This window comes from Acinetobacter sp. B-6 (assembly GCF_056930735.1).
In genome coordinates this window covers 94,481-111,303 of sequence record NZ_JBXPBY010000008.1, presented here as the reverse complement: position 1 = coordinate 111,303, position 16,823 = coordinate 94,481, and the positions used below count along the sequence as shown (strand labels likewise).

Here is a 16,823-nt window from a genome sequence, read left to right as displayed (position 1 = left end):
CTTTTGGTCAATTTGAGCTTGCATTTTTTTTGGTGCTTTTTAAAATACGCCTTTGCTTTAAAAAGCACCTTGCCTCTAGAGGATTCTCCCTGTGCACGCACTAGAACAGAAAATCTTAGCTGAAGGTATCGTTCTATCTGATCAAGTTCTGAAAGTCGATTCTTTCTTAAACCACCAAATTGACCCTGCCATGATGCAACTGATTGGTCAGGAATTTGCTCGCCTCTTTAAAGATGCGGGTATTACCAAAATCATTACAATTGAAGCGTCAGGTATTGCTCCTGCTGTAATGGCTGGTTTGGAGCTTGGTGTACCTGTTATTTTTGCACGCAAATATCAATCTTTAACCCTTAAAGATGATTTATATCGTTCAAAAGTATTCTCTTTTACAAAACAAATTGAAAGTACCATTGCGATTTCTAAAAAGCATATTACTAAAGGCGATAAAGCTTTAGTTATTGATGATTTCTTAGCCAATGGTCAAGCTGCTTTAGGTCTTGCTGACTTAATTCATCAGGCTGAAGCAGAGGTAGTTGGCATCGGGATCGTGATTGAGAAATCATTCCAACCCGGTCGTCAACTGTTGCTAGATAAAGGTTACCGTGTTGAATCTTTGGCACGTGTTGAATCTTTGGCAAATGGTACTGTTACTTTTGTAAAAGACTAAGACTGTTAGCTTAAGCTTTTATCTTAAAATTGAGCGCTCTATGCGCTCTTTTTTATCGCTTATAAAAAAGTGTTCAGGTCTTTTTAACCATTCTTTTCCTTGTTTTTTTATTCTATATTCTTCAAATAATGATACGCTCAGGCAATTATAGATGAGATCACTCACCCAAGAATTCATTGATCTATTGAATGTAAAACAACTGGATAGCTACTTATTTCAAGGACAAAATACACAACTCTTTGGTTCACATTTGATGGGAGGACAATTGGTTGCACAGGCTTTGATTGCTGCATCAAAAACCACTGATCGTCCTGCACACTCCTTACATGCATATTTTATTCGTAGTGGTCGTACAGATTTACCCATTTTATTTAAAGTGGAAAATTTACGAGACGGCAAAAGCTTTGCCACTCGACAAGTGAATGCATGGCAAGCTGGTCATATTATATTTTCAGCGATGATTTCATTTGCACTGATTGAAACTGGTTTAAATAATCACATTGAAGCACCAAATTATCCTCTACCCGATCATCTTTTATCAGAACAACAGCATAAGCAGTTGATCTATAAGGATGTGCCTAAAGCTGCTCAGGATATGTTTATGCGTCAGTTTTTCGTTAAAGTACATCCAGTACAACCCTTTAATCCATTTAAACCCGTCAAATCAGAAACCCGCTATGCCGAATATATGCAAACTTTTCACAGAATCCCTGCAGAGTTCGATCTTCCCATGATTCATCAAGCAATTGTTGCTTATTATTCCGACTATAATCTGTTGACCACATCACTCAGACCGCATGGTGTAAGTTATGCCAATGGCGGAGTTCGCAGTACAAGTCTAGATCACAGCATTTATTTTCATTCAGCGTTTAGGGTTGATGAATGGTTATTGTATGACATGGATGCGACTGTTTCCAGTCAATCTAGAGGGCTGAATTTTGGGCGAATCTGGCAAGCTGGAAAATTAGTAGGCAGCGTCACCCAAGAGAGTTTAATGCGTGTTAAATCACGATAAAACATCACATAGCATCATGTAAGCTTTTGATTTAATCGCTTAAACTTATATTCATATTTAAACTTTTCTCCCCAACGTCTTCACATAAAATATAAAGAATCTACATTATATTCAGATACAATCGAATCAAGTCTCATGATCAGCATTGCAAAACAGCTGTCGTGAAAATGAGTGAAATATTAACTATAACTTAGCGAAGACAAATGGACTTTGTTGAGTGAGTAAACAATCAATGACTGATGAACAAACAGTAACTTGCCCAAAATGTGGCTCGACAGACTTAACACGACGTGATCATGAACAGCTTTTAGGTAAAGCAGGAAGTGTCTTGCTGACCTCTGCAGGTGCAGCAGCAGGCACGGTAGGCGGTGCAGCGTCAGGGGCTTCTATTGGTGCTGCAATCGGTACGGTCGCTGGACCTTTGGGTGTAATTGTTGGCGGAACTGTAGGTACATTTGTGGGGGCAATCAGTGTAGGTATTACTGGTGGATTTTTAGGAAATCGCTTTGGTAAAAAAGCTGGTGTAATTGTCGATCAAAATATTTTCTTTGATTATCAATGCCAAAAATGCAAATACCGCTTTAATATCAAACAATAAAATCACAGGACTCGTCACATGATGCTTTTATCATAAAGCATCACGAACTTACAAAATGTCGAAGGTCCCAAAGTGAATCCAGATCATCTTGCATCGCGACTTTATTTTATAATCGTGGCTTTAATACGCATGGCTTTATTTTATAAAAGAATCAAAGCAGTATTAAAGCCAGTGTCTGCTTAACGATTTAACTTTTGAACGATTTCACCTAAACGCTTACCCTGCTCAGTACACAATAATTTTTCATCTGTACTCAAACTTTGGTCATGACGTGGTCCACTGACATGACTCACCCCATAAGGTGTACCACCAGATTTGGTATTTGATAATGCGGGATGAGCATTGGTCAATCCCATAATCATCATTCCGTGATGAAATAACGGCGGTAACATGGTCAGTAATGTACTTTCCTGTCCACCGTGCATTGAACCTGATGAGGTAAAGACACAAGCAGGTTTATTGTGCAAAGCACCGTTTAACCAGAGACTGGTGGTTTGGTCCCAAAAATATTTCATTTCAGAAGCCATATTTCCAAAGCGTGTTGGAGAGCCAAGCGCCAAGCCCGCACAGTTTTGTAAATCTTCCAAACTACAATAAATATCGCCTTCTTCTGGAATACTCGGTTGTGCTTGTTGAACCACCGTTGAAAGATGAGGAACTGTGCGAATTTTTACCGCCGTTCCGGTTGCTTCGATACCATTGGCAATCAAGTGTGCCATTTCTTTGGTAGATCCATATTTGCTATAGTAAAGTACGAGAACATAGGCTTGCATAAGTATGGGTTGATAATAGCTAAGACAATAAAACTATACGGTATTTTTCGGCTTTTTTGGGTAAGCTTAATAAATGAAACTGAAAGATATGCCGAAAAATAATTGAGATCAGAGATATATGTTTGAATTAATTAAAAAATTACCCTTCTATCAAAAAACTTGGTTTCAATTCATTCTTTTTGTAATACGTCGTTTTGAAGCAGATCGTTGCCGTGATCAAGCAGGATCACTGACCTATACCACTTTATTTGCGGTTGTCCCCATGTTGACAGTGTTCTTGGTCATCATTTCGTCGATTAAGGCGCTAGAACCTGCCAGACAACAACTCCAGCAGATGATTTACAGTAATTTTCTACCTAAAACCAGTATTGCTTTTGATAAAGCCTTTAATGTGTTTACAGAGAATTCAAGCAATTTAACCGTGATCGGGGTATTGTTTTTATTCATCACAACCGTGCTGATGCTGACCAGTATTGAAAGTGTGTTCAACCGTATTTGGCGCGTCAAAGAAACACGTAATGGCATCATAGGCTTTATGCGCTATTGGACGATTATTTCCTTAGGACCAATTTTGTTGGGCAGTGCCTTTGTGATTTCGTCTACATTGGCGTCAATGAATGTACTCAGTAATAACTTTGCGGGCTATGAAGTAGATGGTACAGCCTTATTTGCAGTGATCTCTTTTGCACTCACCACTTTAGGATTTTTTATTTTATATTGGACGATTCCCAATCGTAGCGTTCCAATCAAGGCAGCTGCTATCGCTGGAGTATTTGGCGCTGTTGCTTTTGAATTACTAAAAAATCTGTTTGGTTTTGTGATGACCAATTTCACCAGCTATACCTTAGTCTACGGGGCATTTGCTGCTGTACCAATTTTCCTGTTATGGATATTTTTATCTTGGAATATCGTCTTATTGGGTGTGGAAATTAGTTATGCCTTAACTGCTTTTCATACAGGCAAGATTCAGACGCGCCACCCTGTACTGATGATGTTGGACATCTTGGAATTATTCTATAAAAAGCAAAAAACAGGACAAGTGGTCACGGATACTGAAGCTCTCGATATTTTAGGTCGTGGTGAAATTGGACGCTGGCCTCTTTACGTGCAGCTTTTAGAAAAGCAGAATTTGGTTAAACGCACAGATAACAACGAGTATGTATTGGTCAGAAATTTAGATGAAATCGATTTTTGGTCTTTCTATACTTCACTGCCTTATACATTGCCACGTCGTAAAGATGTCGAACATGTTCATGATGATGATGTGTGGATGAAACATATTGGTCCAACACTGATTGAGTCTGATGAATATTTGGCAGCCAAATTATCAATTCCACTTTCAACGATTTTAGATGATAAATAATTGAAATAAGTCACTGGCGCTAAGCATTTTCCATCCCACTGATCAGTCGGTGGCAATAAAAAATGCTTAGCCTTTTGCGATTGAAATACTGTTATTCAGACCACTAATTGGTCTTTACTTGAGAATAGAATTTCTTTTCAATCCAATGATGTAAGCTGACAATCATTACGCCCAACATGACCATTGCTGCACCAAAAAGAAAATTTAATTCAATCTGTTCATTCAGAAAAAGTACACCAAATAACATTCCAAAAATCGGAGTAAGAAAAGAAAATACCCCCAAGCGATTAGCCAAGTAATTTCGAAGTAGCCAAAACCACAGCATAAAACTGATAAACGACACCACAATGGTATGGAAAATCAGACTCCCAATAGCTAAACCTGTCCAATGAATTTCAGCTTGCCCCATCAGAAAAGCCAAAGGCAATAGCAATACACAGCCACCAACCAATTGATAGAATAAAGTTTGTGTCGGATGCGCATCCGATAACTGAGTTAAACGCAAAGAAATCGTGGTCAGAGCCCAAAGTAAGCCCGCAAGCAAAGCGAGAAAATCACCAAACAAAGTATTAGAAATCATCGCTTGTGTAGCAGTGCTGTGTACTTCTTCCCGACCTAAAAAGGTCACCACGATACCTAAAAATGCAATAAAAATTCCCACCCATTGCAACATGGAGAGTCGCTCTGCAGGAAGTTTCCAATGTAAACCCAGTGCTACAAAGATAGGTGCGGTATAGAGTAAAACTACGGTATGAGATGCAGAAGTATACCTAAGTGCTTCTGCTACGAGGAAAAACTCCGCTGAAAATAAAAATGCAACCCACATGCCTGGAAATAAATATTGTTTAGACCATAGCGTTGTCCCTTTTTGTCGCTGTATTAAGGGATAGACTAAAATTGCAGAAAGTCCTGAGCGAATGGCAATTTGCATCATGGGTGAAATATCTGCTGCTGCCAATTTAAGTACGACTTGTTGTAAGCCCCAAATCATACATAATCCAACCATCAAAGCAGATGCTTTGCGATCCAGCATTTTACGCGTATCCACGATATTGCACTCGAACTCAAGAGAATAGTTACACTATATTCCTGTCTGTTTTATAGAATATAATTCAAAGTAGACAAAGCATCATCTAATTCAGGCAATTTATCGTGGTCATAAGAAAAACAGTCCATGCAATGCATTTTACTCAACTCACGACCAATGATGAGATTATTGCCCCGCTTTGGCTTATTTTTCGACATGATCCTGCACAATCTATTTATCCTCAACACGGGCATGCTTGGGGAGAATTTATTTATGCATTCAATGGTGTTATGGAAGTGAATATTCATCAGATGAATTATATTACTCCACCACCTTATGGGGTTTGGTTACCTCCAAATACCCAACATAGTGGATTAAACCGGACCCCTGTTTCACATGCCACCTTATATATACATGAGTCACTTTGTCATGCCTTACCACAACAAGCTGGGATTCTTTTAACCTCTCCGCTTGTTTCCGCCATTTTACAGCATCTCAAACAGCATTCACTTCAAGAGACAGAACCTGAATATTTAAGATTATTACAAGTCTTATTGGATCAACTTCAACATACAGAACTCATTGGCAGCTATTTACCACACACAGACCATCATGCGCTCAAGCAAATTTTAGATTTCTTACATGACCATCCCGCTGATCAAAGCACCTTGGAAAGCTTGGCTAAACGAATCAATATGACTGAGCGTACTTTAGCGCGACTCAGTCAAAAGGAACTTGCAATGTCTTTAAATGAATGGCGACAACGCCTCAAAGTCATGAAAGCCATGTCTTTGCTGAATGAAGGTCGAACTGTAGAAAGTATTGCTTTAGATCTAGGTTATGCCAATGCCTCTGCATTTATTAATATGTTTAAACGTTGGATGATGCTCACACCAGATCAGTTTAGAAAATTATTTGATCATTAGACCGTTTTAATAATAAATTGAAATGGTCAATCTACTGAATATTAAATCAAAGAAATAGGGATTTTGTAGTTTCCAATAAACCAAAAAATAAATTTATCTTAGAAATTCAAGTGTTTAAAAGAGACAAATAAGAATCACATTCAACAAAAAACCCATTGTTTGATCAGGTATAAACAATGGGTTTAATGTTGGTGATTGCTTTTTTATTTTACAAAGGTTTTCCAAATGAAATCTTGACTTTGACCATGTAACGTCATCGAAAGTTGATCCCCAGAAGCCAAGGCAGCGACCCCTGCTGGTGTTCCTGTCATGATGACATCACCTGGTTCTAAAGAGAACACTTGATTAATATCTGCAAGTAAATAAGCAATATCAAAAATCAACAGTGAGGTATCCCCTTTTTGACGAACTTGATCGTTTACTGCAAATTCAAACTTTACTGTCGACCAGTCTTTAACTTCATCTACACTGACCCAATCCGCCAACACACATGAACCATCAAATGCTTTAGCGCGCTCCCAAGGTTGACCTTTTTTCTTTAAATCATCCTGTAAATCACGCAACGTCAGATCCAAACCTAAAGTCACAGCACCTATTGCATCTAAAACTTTGTCTAGATTGGTCTCAGCTTTGAGGGGTTGATCTATACGTAAAGCCAGTTCACACTCATGATGGCAATTGCCCCATGCTTCATTCCAAGAAATACCCTCTTGTAATGAAATCAGACTACTGGGTGGTTTGATAAATAAGACTGGACGGTCTGGAATTGCATTTCCTAATTCTGCTGCATGTGCTGCATAACTACGACCTACACACACAATTTTAGATGGACGTGTACTCATATTGTTCCCTTCTTATTGATTTGATCACCGTTAAAAACTGTTCAGTCTAATTACTTCTTGAATGTATTGATAAAAATGCTTTGATCTGTGGGTGTTGCAAAAGCACGTTTTGGTACAATCACCACAGTACGATTTTTTAATTCAATCATATAAGTGAGTTTGCCTTCTGCAAATTTCTGTACATCTGAATAATGATGCACTTGTTTCGGTCGTCCACTACTGAATAATTCCATATAATCTTGGAACAGCTCAATGCCTTGCTCACTCTTACCAAATTGGTACTTTACAAACTGGCGTTTAAACATCATCGGTAAAAACCAATAGCGCATCAACATCTGTAAAATTAAGAAAAAAGCACCCAAGCAAACGTAATATTTTCCCACACCATCCAAACCAAGATAAATACCCCATACAATGATCCCAATACTGACCAAAGGAGTAAGCAATTGGCTGATTTGTTTTTTTCCAAATGTCGCCAGTTTAAAACCATCTTGAGATTCTTCTAGATTAAGATAATAACGTGCAGATAATGCAGGCTGAGTGTCTGACATAGTTGCTTCAATATAAATATTTTAGGATGCCAAGATATTACACCAGATTAGAGCCTGATAGACCGATTTTCATCACGTTTTACACAACTGTTCTACTTTTTTCAGTCAAACCCTTTTTAATAACCATAAGACAAAGATCGTCTAAATTGAATGAAGATCACCAAAAATAAAGTTTGCAAAGGAACCGCAATGAAACATGTTTATGTGAATATCAGTTTGATTATTTTGCTTGGAATAAACCAAAATAGTGTTGCAAAATTAGTAGCATGGACAGAAAACATTCCAAGTGCATTAAAACCTTTTGACCAAAATGCACAACAAATTGCTGCAATTGCACAAGATAATATTTTAATTTATCCCCATCCTGCCATTAAAACAGCGTTACCAACCTTGACCAAAAATTCACAACCGATTGCTCATTTTTCTACAGCGGCAATCGTTGTCCCTGTAAGCAGTCAAGAAGTTGCAAAAACGTTAAGCAATTACAGCCAATATGTCGGATTATTTCCCACTTTAAAATCAGCAAAAGTAATAGAATCCGTAGGTCAAGTCAGTCAACTGAAATATCGTATTTCGATCCCTACACCGATCCCTGTTTTAAATTTTAACGAAGATGTTATCTTGCAACATCAAATTGGAGCAAACAGTGTTTCAACACTGGTGATTGATGGTCCTATTCCTTATGCAGCAGGAAAATTTGAATGGTTTAGTTTAGGTGAGAATAAAACCTTAATTACCCTAACGCAGTGGGGAGATTTAAATCAGCCGCAAGGATTTTTATTTAAGAAGATTTTAAATGCATTTCCTGAAGTCAAACTTGCCATTCCGAATGGTTCAAGTGCATTTGTATTGGAAGCATTAAAAAATAAGTTTTCAACGAAAAAGATAACCGCATTAAACGCAGGTCAACTGCCTAGTCCTCAATTGAGCACAGCTCAAATCAATAAAATTGTTCAAGTGAGTGCCAATGCTCAACAACCTGTGAGCCTGATATTAAATCCTGTCACAGTTCCTTATACGCATGGTCGTGAAGTTCTTCGCTTTAGCACCACTTACCAATATATCAATGCAACACCACAACAGTTACAGCGTTGGACTCAACCGATGTCTTATAAAGAAATTTTTCCAAGACAAATCAAAAATATTAAAACAACACCTAGTACTCAACAGGGTCAAGATGCGGAATTTAAAGTCAGTGTAGGTTTAGGTGTGATCAGTATTCCTTTTGATTTTAAGATGCATTTTAGCTACCCCAAAGCGACTGAAAATAACTTCTACGCCAATGGAGGAGATTTGCGCTATCTCAAAGGTCAAATTCAGTTCTTACCTCAAGGCAATGACACTTTATTAAAGATGACCACAACCATCAAAATCGATGAAAAAGCACCATTTTTACTCAAAGCAGCACGTAGCTTACCCTATCATGAAATGTTACCTGCACTGGGGGCAAATGCTATTTTTGCTCAGAAAGTGAAGTTATAGTGACTGAATTGTTATAAGCTCAATTAATCGAGCAAACCATTGATCTAATTTCCGATATTAAATAAAAAATATAATGGAACAACGATAAGATCACCAGCTAACGTAAATGGTGTTAATGCGGCTTTTGTTAAAAAAACTTTGGGATGAACTGCATATTTGATTTTGCGATCTGCATAGACACTAATTGCATAATTTTGACTAAAATTTTGAAATTTCATATTTTTAATTTCAGTATTTAAACCCATAATACTCCCCGCCAATGTAATTTTTTTTCGATAAAATGCAGAGTATTCTTGACCATATCCGTACTGTGCTAACCTAAGTAGAACTAATTTATATCTTTCATTTTCAGTTAAATCTTCTTTAGCATAATACAATTCAATACTGCCACTAAAAGTAGCTCCTTTTGCTTTTTTTTGAAATTTATTTGCCCCCAATAAAAACAACTTAAAATGATTTTCACTCGAAGAAGCAGGTCTAACCCGCCAATATTTGGGATCTAAATCAGATTGAATGGCTTCAAGAATACTCTTACTTTCAATAGAACCAATCTTATAAGCATATTTTTGTCCAACGACGATTATAGAAGTATCTGTATTTTTTAAATCATGGCTGTTTTTTGAAACAGCTTCTTCTTTTAAATATGCAAAACCAACAATTTGATCTTGGTCAATAATTTCCGTCTCTGTAAGCGTTGAAAATACTTTCCCGTTTTGAGTTCGTAAAGACCACCACTATTGTTATTCCATAAAATAGCTGTGCATCCCATCATTTGAGTAATTACAATCATGCTAAAGAAAGCTAAGTATTTGTTCATACTAATGATTAACCTTATTTTTTATTCTCTTAATCAGTATGCCATTTTTAAGTAAAAAAGCCTTAAAAAACCAAACTATTTAAATTTACTAAACAATATTTCCTAGAGAAACCATTCCCTAAGTGAAAGAATAAGCATGTTTTATTTAGCTGAATATAGTCAAACCACCTGATTATTCATACCCGTGATTTGATTTAAATAATTCATATCCAATGAACTTTATGGTTTCTATACAAACTGTTAGAAGCTTTTATGATTCATTTATTTTGTAAGTTTGAATCATCGCTGGCTTTTCTATTGCGAAGCGACATGGATGTCACCATGTTGAGCATGGATAAGAGCAAAACAAAGCACTGCTTTATTTGCAGCGCAAGAATGTGGTTAAACAAAAAATGAGTAAGCAAAGTAAGATATCGTCTACGCAAATTATTTAAACTTTAGTTGTAAAGCGTAGCAATGAAAGCTTTAGATCATTCAATAATAGATTCATCACATTGATTTTATTGAGCAAGAGGAATTATATTTTACTGTATGAGTTTTTAAGCAATATACAAGATATAGCATTTTAAATTGAGCGTGACATTTTTTAGGCACAAAAAAACCGCAAAGAAGCGGTTTTTTCAATATTTTATCAAGTTGGTGCGCTCAGAGAGATTCGAACTCCCGACCCCTTAGTTCGTAGCCAAGTGCTCTATCCAGCTGAGCTATGAGCGCGACGTCTTGATGGGACGCATTATACGCCTTTTCAGTTTTTTGTTAAGTCCTATTTATCCCGTTATGATCTAAGTGTCTAGTATTTGGGCTATTGCTTTCTAAGTAGCTAAAAAGCAGTCGCTTTAAGCTTTAGCAATCGACCGAAGCATACTTTTTTGCCATTCAATAACGATCCTTCGGGTCAAATACCAAAATAAATATCCGATTAGACTCAATATTCCTCCAGCCAAACACACAGCTGACCATCCCCAAGAACTATATAAAGTTGTTGCTAAGATTGAACCGATAGAACTGCCCAATGCATAAAACAACATATATGCCCCCACCAAGCGCCCATGTAACTGAATATCTGCTTGAAAGATTAAACTTTGGTTAACCACATGTACTACTTGAATGGCAACATCCAACAAGACAATACCCAAAATAAATATCCAAATTGAAAAATACAAACTGCTCAACACCCACCACGAAATGATCATGAGTAAAAATGCAAATTGGGTGACCTGTTGTGCGTAACCGCGGTCTGCCAATACGCCTACACGAATCGCCATTGCTGCACCGATCGCACCAATCACACCCAACCAGCCGATTAAACGATGTGAATATTCAAACGGCGGGATAGATAAAGGAAACACTAAAGCATTCCAAAAAAGATTTAAATTGATAAAAATAATCAAAGCCAATAGACCACGAATTTGTAAAACAAGATGACGATATAGTTGTTCAAATACTGAAAATATAATCTGTAAGTAACTGGGCTTTTTAGATGATGCAATACCTTGAAAAGTCATCGGTAGAAATTTCCATAACAGCATACAGGTCATGCTCATACAGATGAGTGAAAATACATAGGTTCCTTGCCACCCGAACCAGTCGGCTAAAGTTCCAGCCACAACTCTAGATAACAGTATGCCCAACAACACGCCAGCTTGAACCGTACCCACTACTTTTCCACGTGCTTCAGCAGGTGCTAATACTGAGGCATATACAATTAACCCTTGAGTCATTGCTGTTCCCAGCATTCCCACAAACAAAATACTCGCAAATAGAGCAACAATATGCTTTGAAACAATCAATAAAATCAGTGACACACACAAGCTCAGTATTTGCAACAATATCAATCGCTTTGGTTGTAGTAAATCACCTAAAGGCACAATAAAAATCAGTGCAATGATTGAGCCTATTTGAGTCAATGAAACAATGAGACCTGCCCATGAATAAGACAATTTAAAATCTTGAGCAAACAAATCCAGTAAAGGCTGGGCATAATAAACATTTGCCACACTCAATCCAGCAGCACATGCCAATAAAATCACCAAAGCCTGTGACAGTGTTGAGAAATTTTCTTGATGGGCTTTTATTTGTTGCGCTTGGATCGTCTTATTTTTCATTTCATATTAACCTAGTTTTAATTTGCAACCAGATTAAAAATACTTAAACTTGTTTTAAATTGCAACTGGTTTTATAGTCTTAGTTTTGATGACGTGTAAATAAAATGAATCAAGAAAAATACCAAGCCTGCCCTGTGGCTCGTTCAGTACAGTTGATTGGAGATCGTTGGGTCTTACTGATTATTAGAGATGCTTTTGATGGTCTTAAGCGTTTTAGCGATTTTCAAAAAAATTTAAATGTTGCCAAAAACATTTTGTCCGATCGTTTGGCAAAATTAGTTGATGCGCAAATTCTTAAAACTCAACCTGCTTCAGATGGCTCTGCTTATTTAGAATATGCATTAACAGAACAAGGCATTGCCTTATTTCCAATTGTGGTTGCATTCAGACAATGGGGCGAACAATTTTTATTTGATCACAATCAACCCCACTCTATTTTGATAGATCAACATACTGGAGACGAGTTAGCACTTATGCAACCCATGACAAAACAAGGAAAGCAGATTCTTGCACAAGATACTTTGGTCAAAAAAATCTCTTAGTTGCAAAATGCTTCCCTTGTACTCAATGTGCTAAGCTTTTTCAGTCGTAGAACCTGATGATGGCATTACTCCACCAGCAAATCTTTTGGATTGATGCTATCGCCATAGACAGGTTTGAGTGTTTTCTCATAGGCTTGTTGGATTACACCTGCTTTAGATAATTTTTCGAGGTCTTGATTTAACCAATCTAAAAGTGCTTTGTCGCCCTTTTTCACTGCAGGTGCAATTAAATCATGCTGACCTAAGCTGGTAATACCTACTGTATAATTTGGGTTCTCTTTTGCCCAAGCCAAAACCAATAAATTATCATGAGCCAGTGCAACGCCTCGACCATCTTTCAACGCGTCAAAAGTTTCTGTATTTTGTTCATATTTCTGTAATTTAATTTCAGGATGGGATTTAGAGAAAAATGAATCTGCTGTAGTACCTTTATTGACCAACAAGGTTTGCCCTTTTAATTGAACCAGATCTGTAATCGGCTTGGCTTTAGGTGAGACCACTCCCAAAGAAACCTTTAAATAAGGTTTAGCAAAATCGACCACTTCCTGACGCTCAGGTGTCACAGTGAAATTGGCAAAAATAATATCCACTTTATTGGCTTTTAAATATTCAACACGATTGGCTGCCTCTGTTAAAACAAACTGAACTTTATTTTCATCACCCAATAAGTCTTTGGCAACATGCTTGGCAATTTCCACATCGAAGCCTTGATTTTTACCTTGTGCATCGAGATAACCAAAAGGTGGTTTATCACTAAATACACCTATACGAACCACCCCATTTTTCTTAATCTGTTCAATACTGTTTGTCGCTGTTTGCTCAAGTTCAGCCGTTTTTTCAGTGCTTGCGGTATTTTTATTACACGCCACCAAACCCAAGCTCAATACTGATGCCGCCAGTAAATGAGTGAACTGTTTAAGTGATATATTCATTTCATTATCCTCTGTTCTATTTTGATATTTAAGCGATCGTTATTGTGATGTTTCGTTCAACTATAATTTCGGTGTGACATCCAAAAAGACTTTGGAATCTACGGTTGTGCCATAAACGGGTTGTAGGGTTTGATCGTAAATTTTCTGAATTTCGCCCGTTTTTTGTAAGCTTAAAATTTCATGATTCAACCAAGCTAAAAGTTGCGTATCGCCTTTTTTTACGGCTGGCGCAATAAAGTCTTGGTTTCCAATTTGTTGAATCCCCGCAGTAAATGTTGGGTTTTCCGCTGCCCATGCCAAGGCATAAGTGCTGTCTTGCGAAATAGCATCACCACGACCATCTTTAAGGGCATTAAATGCATCAGTATTTTGTTCAAACTTCAATAATTTAATTTTTGGATAATTCTTGCTGAAATAAATATCAGAGGTTGAACCTTTATTGACGATCAAGGTTTTACCTTCAAGCTGCTGAATATCTGTAATCAGCTTAGCTTTAGGCGATACGATACCCAAAGCTGCTTTTAAATAAGGCTGAGCAAAATCGACCACTTGTTTACGCTCAGGTGTGACTGAAAAACTCGCAAATACGGCATCCACTTTACCTGATTTTAAAAATTCCACACGGTTTGCAGCCTCAGTCACCACAAGTTCAATTTTATTTTCATCCCCAAGCAGATCTTTGGTCACTCTTTTTGCTAAAGCGATATCAAAACCTTGTGGTTTACCCGCACTGTCCACATAACCAAATGGTGGATTATCTGCAAAAACGGCAACTCGAAAAATTCCTTTCTGCTTGATCTTTTCTAAAGATTGATCCTTTTGTTGATCCTGCGTGATCGATTGCTGTGATTCTGATGAGGGACTACAAGCAGTCATTACTCCCATACATAGTGCGATACCCAATGTTCGAACAGCCGTAGAAATTTTTAAAGATTTCGGAGATCGTGTTAAATAAAATAAAGCCATACTTCCTCGTTATTATTTCTAAATCGATTTGCTAATAATTCAACATATTTAAAAATGCTTTCGCACGTTCAGTTTGTGGCTGCTGAAAAAACTGTTCAGGTGTGGCTTGTTCTATAATTTTACCTTTGTCCATGAAGATAATACGATCTGCGACTTTTCGAGCAAACGACATTTCATGTGTCACGATCAACATGGTCATTCCCTCATGGGCAAGTTTCAGCACCACATCTAAAACCTCTCGCACCATTTCTGGATCTAAAGCCGCTGTAATCTCATCCAGTAAAATCACTTGGGGTTGCATGACTAAAGAGCGCACTATTGCTATACGTTGTTTTTGACCACCCGAAAGTTGTCGTGGATAATCTTGCTTGCGATCATATAATCCGACCCGCTTTAATAATTCATCCGCAACCTTTTCTGCTTCTATGCGAAGACGTTTCTGAACTTTTAAGGGTCCTAACAGAATGTTATCAATCACATTCATATGTCCAAAAAGTTCGTAGTTTTGAAACACCATACCAATTTTTTGACGTACATCAACCCATGGTAAATCCAGCCCTAACACCCCCGAACCCTCTAAATAGATCTGACCGCCTTGGATCTTTTCCAAGCCATTAATACAGCGCAACAAAGTGCTTTTTCCGCATCCAGAGGGACCCAGAACCACCACAACTTCACCTTGTTTTACGTCCAAATCTATGCCTTGTAAAATATGACTTTCTGCAAATGATTTCTGTAATTGTTGTATAGATAACAAAGTCATCGTGACTCCCAAACTTTTTCTAAATGTGTTGCCAAACGAGATAAGGGATAGCAAATCAGGAAATATAAAAAGAAGATCAAACCATAGATCCACAGCGAGGCATTGGGTACAACCAACAGCGAGTTTTCAATAATTTGTTGTCCAACTTTGATCACTTCCACCACCCCGATCAGGACAGCCAAGGAGCTGGTTTTGATCATACGGGTAAACAAATTGATTGCACCAGGCGTAACACGTTTAAGGCTCAATGGAAAAATCACAAAACTCAAAGTTTGTATTGGGCTCAAACCCAGTGCATAGGCAGCATCCTTTTGATGCTGATCAATAGAGGTGATTGCCGCTCGGACCAAATCACCCATTTCCGCAGTTCCCCACAAAACAAAAACAACAATGCAAACCAACACTGCTGACCATTGCCAGTTAAACCATGTTGCAAAACCAAAGTAGAAAACAAACAGTAAAACCAGAATCGGGATGATGCGTATCGCCTCTAAGTACAGACGACAAATTGCTTTAATCAGAATATTTTTTGAGGTCATGATCACCCCCAAAACAGTGCCAAAAATTGCCGAGAAAAATACAGAAATGAAGGCGATTTTGGCAGTAACCCATAGCCCTTCAAACAACCGAACAAGGTGGCTTGTTTGAAAGAGATAATCAAACTCCATGGCTTGCCCTCCGACTACGGTATTCCAGATAACTGGTAAGAATAGAGACAGGCAATAAAATAATCAGATAGGACAGGATCAGCAGAAACAATGCTTCTGTGGTCTTATAGTCCATACCAATCAAGTCTTTGGTGACAAATAGTAATTCAACCACGGCGATTGCACTGACGACTGAACTTTCTTTAATCAGAAATAAACAGTTTGCCCCAATTGCAGGAATCGAAACGGATAGGGCTTGGGGGAAAACAACATATTGAAAGACTTGCACTCGATTCAGACCAATACTTTCACCTGAATCAATTTGCCCTTGGGCAACTGATTGCAATCCTGCCCGAAACGCTTCCGCCATATAGCTTCCACCTAAGAAGGTCAAACCGATCACACCACAGGTAAATCCATCGATTTTGATTCCTAATTTGGGTAAACCGTAATAAAGGAAAAAAAGCTGAATTAATAAGGGGGTATTGCGAGATAGCTCAATATAGACTTTGGCTATTTTGTCGAATACACGTACTCGATAAGTCATCAAAATACTGCATATTAAACCCACCAAGATGGCAAGAATAATGCTGATGATTGAGATTTTAAGTGTCGTCAGCGTTGCCGAAACAAACTGAGGCATCACACTGTAGATATATTGCCAATTCAAAGAAATCGTCCAGAATAATTATTTTATGCAATGTGCTAAAGCAGAAAAAATGATTTTGAACCATCTTACAGCGATATTTTTTTCTAAATAAATATGATTATCAGATAAGCTTTTCGATAAATATAATGGTCCGTCGT

Annotated in this window: 19 protein-coding genes and 1 tRNA gene; 7 read left to right on the top strand and 13 right to left on the bottom strand. The window is 37.7% G+C overall.

What is annotated here, in order from left to right; genetic code table 11:
- The first annotated feature begins 91 nt into the window (after positions 1-91).
- The 3 genes from AC1Z3T_RS11525 to AC1Z3T_RS11515 all read left to right on the top strand — a co-directional run bounded on the left by AC1Z3T_RS11525 (position 92) and on the right by AC1Z3T_RS11515 (position 2,280).
- Positions 92-667, top strand: a complete 576-nt coding sequence (locus tag AC1Z3T_RS11525; RefSeq protein ID WP_004825120.1) for a xanthine phosphoribosyltransferase — start codon at positions 92-94, stop codon at positions 665-667.
- A 151-nt stretch (positions 668-818) separates the two neighbouring features.
- Positions 819-1,682 carry an acyl-CoA thioesterase gene (locus tag AC1Z3T_RS11520; RefSeq protein ID WP_483396666.1) on the top strand — a complete coding sequence of 288 codons (864 nt, stop codon included), beginning with the start codon at positions 819-821 and terminating at the stop codon, positions 1,680-1,682.
- Positions 1,683-1,914: 232 nt separating this feature from the next.
- Positions 1,915-2,280 carry a hypothetical protein gene (locus AC1Z3T_RS11515; RefSeq protein WP_004825124.1) on the top strand — a complete coding sequence of 122 codons (366 nt, stop codon included), beginning with the start codon at positions 1,915-1,917 and terminating at the stop codon, positions 2,278-2,280.
- Positions 2,281-2,459: 179 nt separating this feature from the next.
- Here AC1Z3T_RS11515 and wrbA read toward each other — a convergent pair whose 3' ends face one another.
- On the bottom strand, positions 2,460-3,053 hold the full coding sequence (gene wrbA / locus AC1Z3T_RS11510) for an NAD(P)H:quinone oxidoreductase (protein ID WP_419344079.1): 594 nt from the start codon (positions 3,051-3,053) through the stop codon (positions 2,460-2,462).
- Positions 3,054-3,171: 118 nt separating this feature from the next.
- On the opposite strand from wrbA, the gene AC1Z3T_RS11505 reads away from it, so the two are divergent.
- On the top strand, positions 3,172-4,416 hold the full coding sequence (locus AC1Z3T_RS11505; RefSeq protein ID WP_004825126.1) for a YihY family inner membrane protein: 1,245 nt from the start codon (positions 3,172-3,174) through the stop codon (positions 4,414-4,416).
- A 103-nt stretch (positions 4,417-4,519) separates the two neighbouring features.
- On the opposite strand, the gene AC1Z3T_RS11500 is transcribed toward AC1Z3T_RS11505, so the two are convergent.
- Positions 4,520-5,449 carry a DMT family transporter gene (locus tag AC1Z3T_RS11500; protein ID WP_270958230.1) on the bottom strand — a complete coding sequence of 310 codons (930 nt, stop codon included), beginning with the start codon at positions 5,447-5,449 and terminating at the stop codon, positions 4,520-4,522.
- A gap of 146 nt (positions 5,450-5,595) precedes the next feature.
- Here AC1Z3T_RS11500 and AC1Z3T_RS11495 point away from each other — a divergent pair, with 146 nt between their 5' ends.
- A complete protein-coding gene (locus AC1Z3T_RS11495; protein WP_262541393.1) occupies positions 5,596-6,369 on the top strand; it encodes an AraC family transcriptional regulator in 774 nt (257 codons plus the stop codon).
- 203 nt (positions 6,370-6,572) lie between these two features.
- Here the strand turns inward: AC1Z3T_RS11495 and AC1Z3T_RS11490 are convergent, their stop codons facing one another.
- Both AC1Z3T_RS11490 and AC1Z3T_RS11485 read right to left on the bottom strand, forming a co-directional pair.
- Positions 6,573-7,211: a fumarylacetoacetate hydrolase family protein gene (locus AC1Z3T_RS11490; protein ID WP_262541388.1), complete on the bottom strand. Its 639-nt coding sequence runs from the start codon at positions 7,209-7,211 to the stop codon at positions 6,573-6,575.
- A gap of 50 nt (positions 7,212-7,261) precedes the next feature.
- Positions 7,262-7,762 (bottom strand): YcxB family protein, encoded by a 501-nt coding sequence (locus tag AC1Z3T_RS11485; protein WP_004825133.1) that lies wholly within the window; start codon positions 7,760-7,762, stop codon positions 7,262-7,264.
- A gap of 189 nt (positions 7,763-7,951) precedes the next feature.
- Here AC1Z3T_RS11485 and AC1Z3T_RS11480 point away from each other — a divergent pair, with 189 nt between their 5' ends.
- On the top strand, positions 7,952-9,244 hold the full coding sequence (locus AC1Z3T_RS11480) for a hypothetical protein (protein WP_100884454.1): 1,293 nt from the start codon (positions 7,952-7,954) through the stop codon (positions 9,242-9,244).
- Between the two features lie 44 nt (positions 9,245-9,288).
- Here the strand turns inward: AC1Z3T_RS11480 and AC1Z3T_RS11475 are convergent, their stop codons facing one another.
- From AC1Z3T_RS11475 to AC1Z3T_RS11460, 4 genes are all read right to left on the bottom strand, one after another.
- On the bottom strand, positions 9,289-9,681 hold the full coding sequence (locus AC1Z3T_RS11475; protein WP_483396665.1) for a YidX family protein: 393 nt from the start codon (positions 9,679-9,681) through the stop codon (positions 9,289-9,291).
- A 200-nt stretch (positions 9,682-9,881) separates the two neighbouring features.
- Positions 9,882-10,061 (bottom strand): hypothetical protein, encoded by a 180-nt coding sequence (locus AC1Z3T_RS11470; RefSeq protein WP_483396664.1) that lies wholly within the window; start codon positions 10,059-10,061, stop codon positions 9,882-9,884.
- Between the two features lie 637 nt (positions 10,062-10,698).
- Positions 10,699-10,775, bottom strand: a tRNA-Arg gene (locus tag AC1Z3T_RS11465).
- Between the two features lie 122 nt (positions 10,776-10,897).
- On the bottom strand, positions 10,898-12,166 hold the full coding sequence (locus AC1Z3T_RS11460) for an MFS transporter (protein ID WP_483396663.1): 1,269 nt from the start codon (positions 12,164-12,166) through the stop codon (positions 10,898-10,900).
- Positions 12,167-12,270: 104 nt separating this feature from the next.
- Here AC1Z3T_RS11460 and AC1Z3T_RS11455 point away from each other — a divergent pair, with 104 nt between their 5' ends.
- The gene (locus AC1Z3T_RS11455) at positions 12,271-12,708 is read left to right on the top strand and encodes a winged helix-turn-helix transcriptional regulator (protein WP_483396662.1); all 438 of its coding nucleotides are present in this window, start codon (positions 12,271-12,273) and stop codon (positions 12,706-12,708) included.
- A 65-nt stretch (positions 12,709-12,773) separates the two neighbouring features.
- Here AC1Z3T_RS11455 and AC1Z3T_RS11450 read toward each other — a convergent pair whose 3' ends face one another.
- The 5 genes from AC1Z3T_RS11450 to AC1Z3T_RS11430 are packed head-to-tail and all read right to left on the bottom strand — an operon-like array spanning position 12,774 to position 16,686.
- The gene (locus AC1Z3T_RS11450; protein WP_100884451.1) at positions 12,774-13,640 is read right to left on the bottom strand and encodes a cysteine ABC transporter substrate-binding protein; all 867 of its coding nucleotides are present in this window, start codon (positions 13,638-13,640) and stop codon (positions 12,774-12,776) included.
- A 60-nt stretch (positions 13,641-13,700) separates the two neighbouring features.
- Positions 13,701-14,606 carry a cysteine ABC transporter substrate-binding protein gene (locus AC1Z3T_RS11445; RefSeq protein ID WP_483396661.1) on the bottom strand — a complete coding sequence of 302 codons (906 nt, stop codon included), beginning with the start codon at positions 14,604-14,606 and terminating at the stop codon, positions 13,701-13,703.
- 31 nt (positions 14,607-14,637) lie between these two features.
- Entirely contained in the window at positions 14,638-15,369 is a 732-nt protein-coding gene (locus tag AC1Z3T_RS11440; RefSeq protein ID WP_151806279.1) for an amino acid ABC transporter ATP-binding protein, read from the bottom strand.
- Positions 15,366-16,037 carry an amino acid ABC transporter permease gene (locus AC1Z3T_RS11435; RefSeq protein ID WP_483396660.1) on the bottom strand — a complete coding sequence of 224 codons (672 nt, stop codon included), beginning with the start codon at positions 16,035-16,037 and terminating at the stop codon, positions 15,366-15,368. The genes AC1Z3T_RS11440 and AC1Z3T_RS11435 overlap by 4 nt, the downstream gene beginning before the upstream one ends.
- Positions 16,027-16,686: an amino acid ABC transporter permease gene (locus tag AC1Z3T_RS11430; protein WP_009586062.1), complete on the bottom strand. Its 660-nt coding sequence runs from the start codon at positions 16,684-16,686 to the stop codon at positions 16,027-16,029. Before AC1Z3T_RS11430 ends, AC1Z3T_RS11435 begins: the two co-directional genes overlap by 11 nt.
- Positions 16,687-16,823: the final 137 nt, after the last annotated feature.

Excerpts from the sequence above, each read along its gene's own strand:
- AC1Z3T_RS11520 (WP_483396666.1), top strand. The coding sequence starts at position 819 with ATGAGATCACTCACCCAAGAATTCATTGATCTATTGAATGTAAAACAA.
- AC1Z3T_RS11515 (WP_004825124.1), top strand. The coding sequence starts at position 1,915 with ATGACTGATGAACAAACAGTAACTTGCCCAAAATGTGGCTCGACAGAC.
- wrbA (WP_419344079.1), bottom strand. The coding sequence starts at position 3,053 with ATGCAAGCCTATGTTCTCGTACTTTACTATAGCAAATATGGATCTACC.
- AC1Z3T_RS11505 (WP_004825126.1), top strand. The coding sequence starts at position 3,172 with ATGTTTGAATTAATTAAAAAATTACCCTTCTATCAAAAAACTTGGTTT.
- AC1Z3T_RS11500 (WP_270958230.1), bottom strand. The coding sequence starts at position 5,449 with ATGCTGGATCGCAAAGCATCTGCTTTGATGGTTGGATTATGTATGATT.
- AC1Z3T_RS11495 (WP_262541393.1), top strand. The coding sequence starts at position 5,596 with ATGCATTTTACTCAACTCACGACCAATGATGAGATTATTGCCCCGCTT.
- AC1Z3T_RS11490 (WP_262541388.1), bottom strand. The coding sequence starts at position 7,211 with ATGAGTACACGTCCATCTAAAATTGTGTGTGTAGGTCGTAGTTATGCA.
- AC1Z3T_RS11485 (WP_004825133.1), bottom strand. The coding sequence starts at position 7,762 with ATGTCAGACACTCAGCCTGCATTATCTGCACGTTATTATCTTAATCTA.
- AC1Z3T_RS11480 (WP_100884454.1), top strand. The coding sequence starts at position 7,952 with ATGAAACATGTTTATGTGAATATCAGTTTGATTATTTTGCTTGGAATA.
- AC1Z3T_RS11470 (WP_483396664.1), bottom strand. The coding sequence starts at position 10,061 with ATGAACAAATACTTAGCTTTCTTTAGCATGATTGTAATTACTCAAATG.
- AC1Z3T_RS11460 (WP_483396663.1), bottom strand. The coding sequence starts at position 12,166 with ATGAAAAATAAGACGATCCAAGCGCAACAAATAAAAGCCCATCAAGAA.
- AC1Z3T_RS11455 (WP_483396662.1), top strand. The coding sequence starts at position 12,271 with ATGAATCAAGAAAAATACCAAGCCTGCCCTGTGGCTCGTTCAGTACAG.
- AC1Z3T_RS11450 (WP_100884451.1), bottom strand. The coding sequence starts at position 13,640 with ATGAATATATCACTTAAACAGTTCACTCATTTACTGGCGGCATCAGTA.
- AC1Z3T_RS11445 (WP_483396661.1), bottom strand. The coding sequence starts at position 14,606 with ATGGCTTTATTTTATTTAACACGATCTCCGAAATCTTTAAAAATTTCT.
- AC1Z3T_RS11440 (WP_151806279.1), bottom strand. The coding sequence starts at position 15,369 with ATGACTTTGTTATCTATACAACAATTACAGAAATCATTTGCAGAAAGT.
- AC1Z3T_RS11435 (WP_483396660.1), bottom strand. The coding sequence starts at position 16,037 with ATGGAGTTTGATTATCTCTTTCAAACAAGCCACCTTGTTCGGTTGTTT.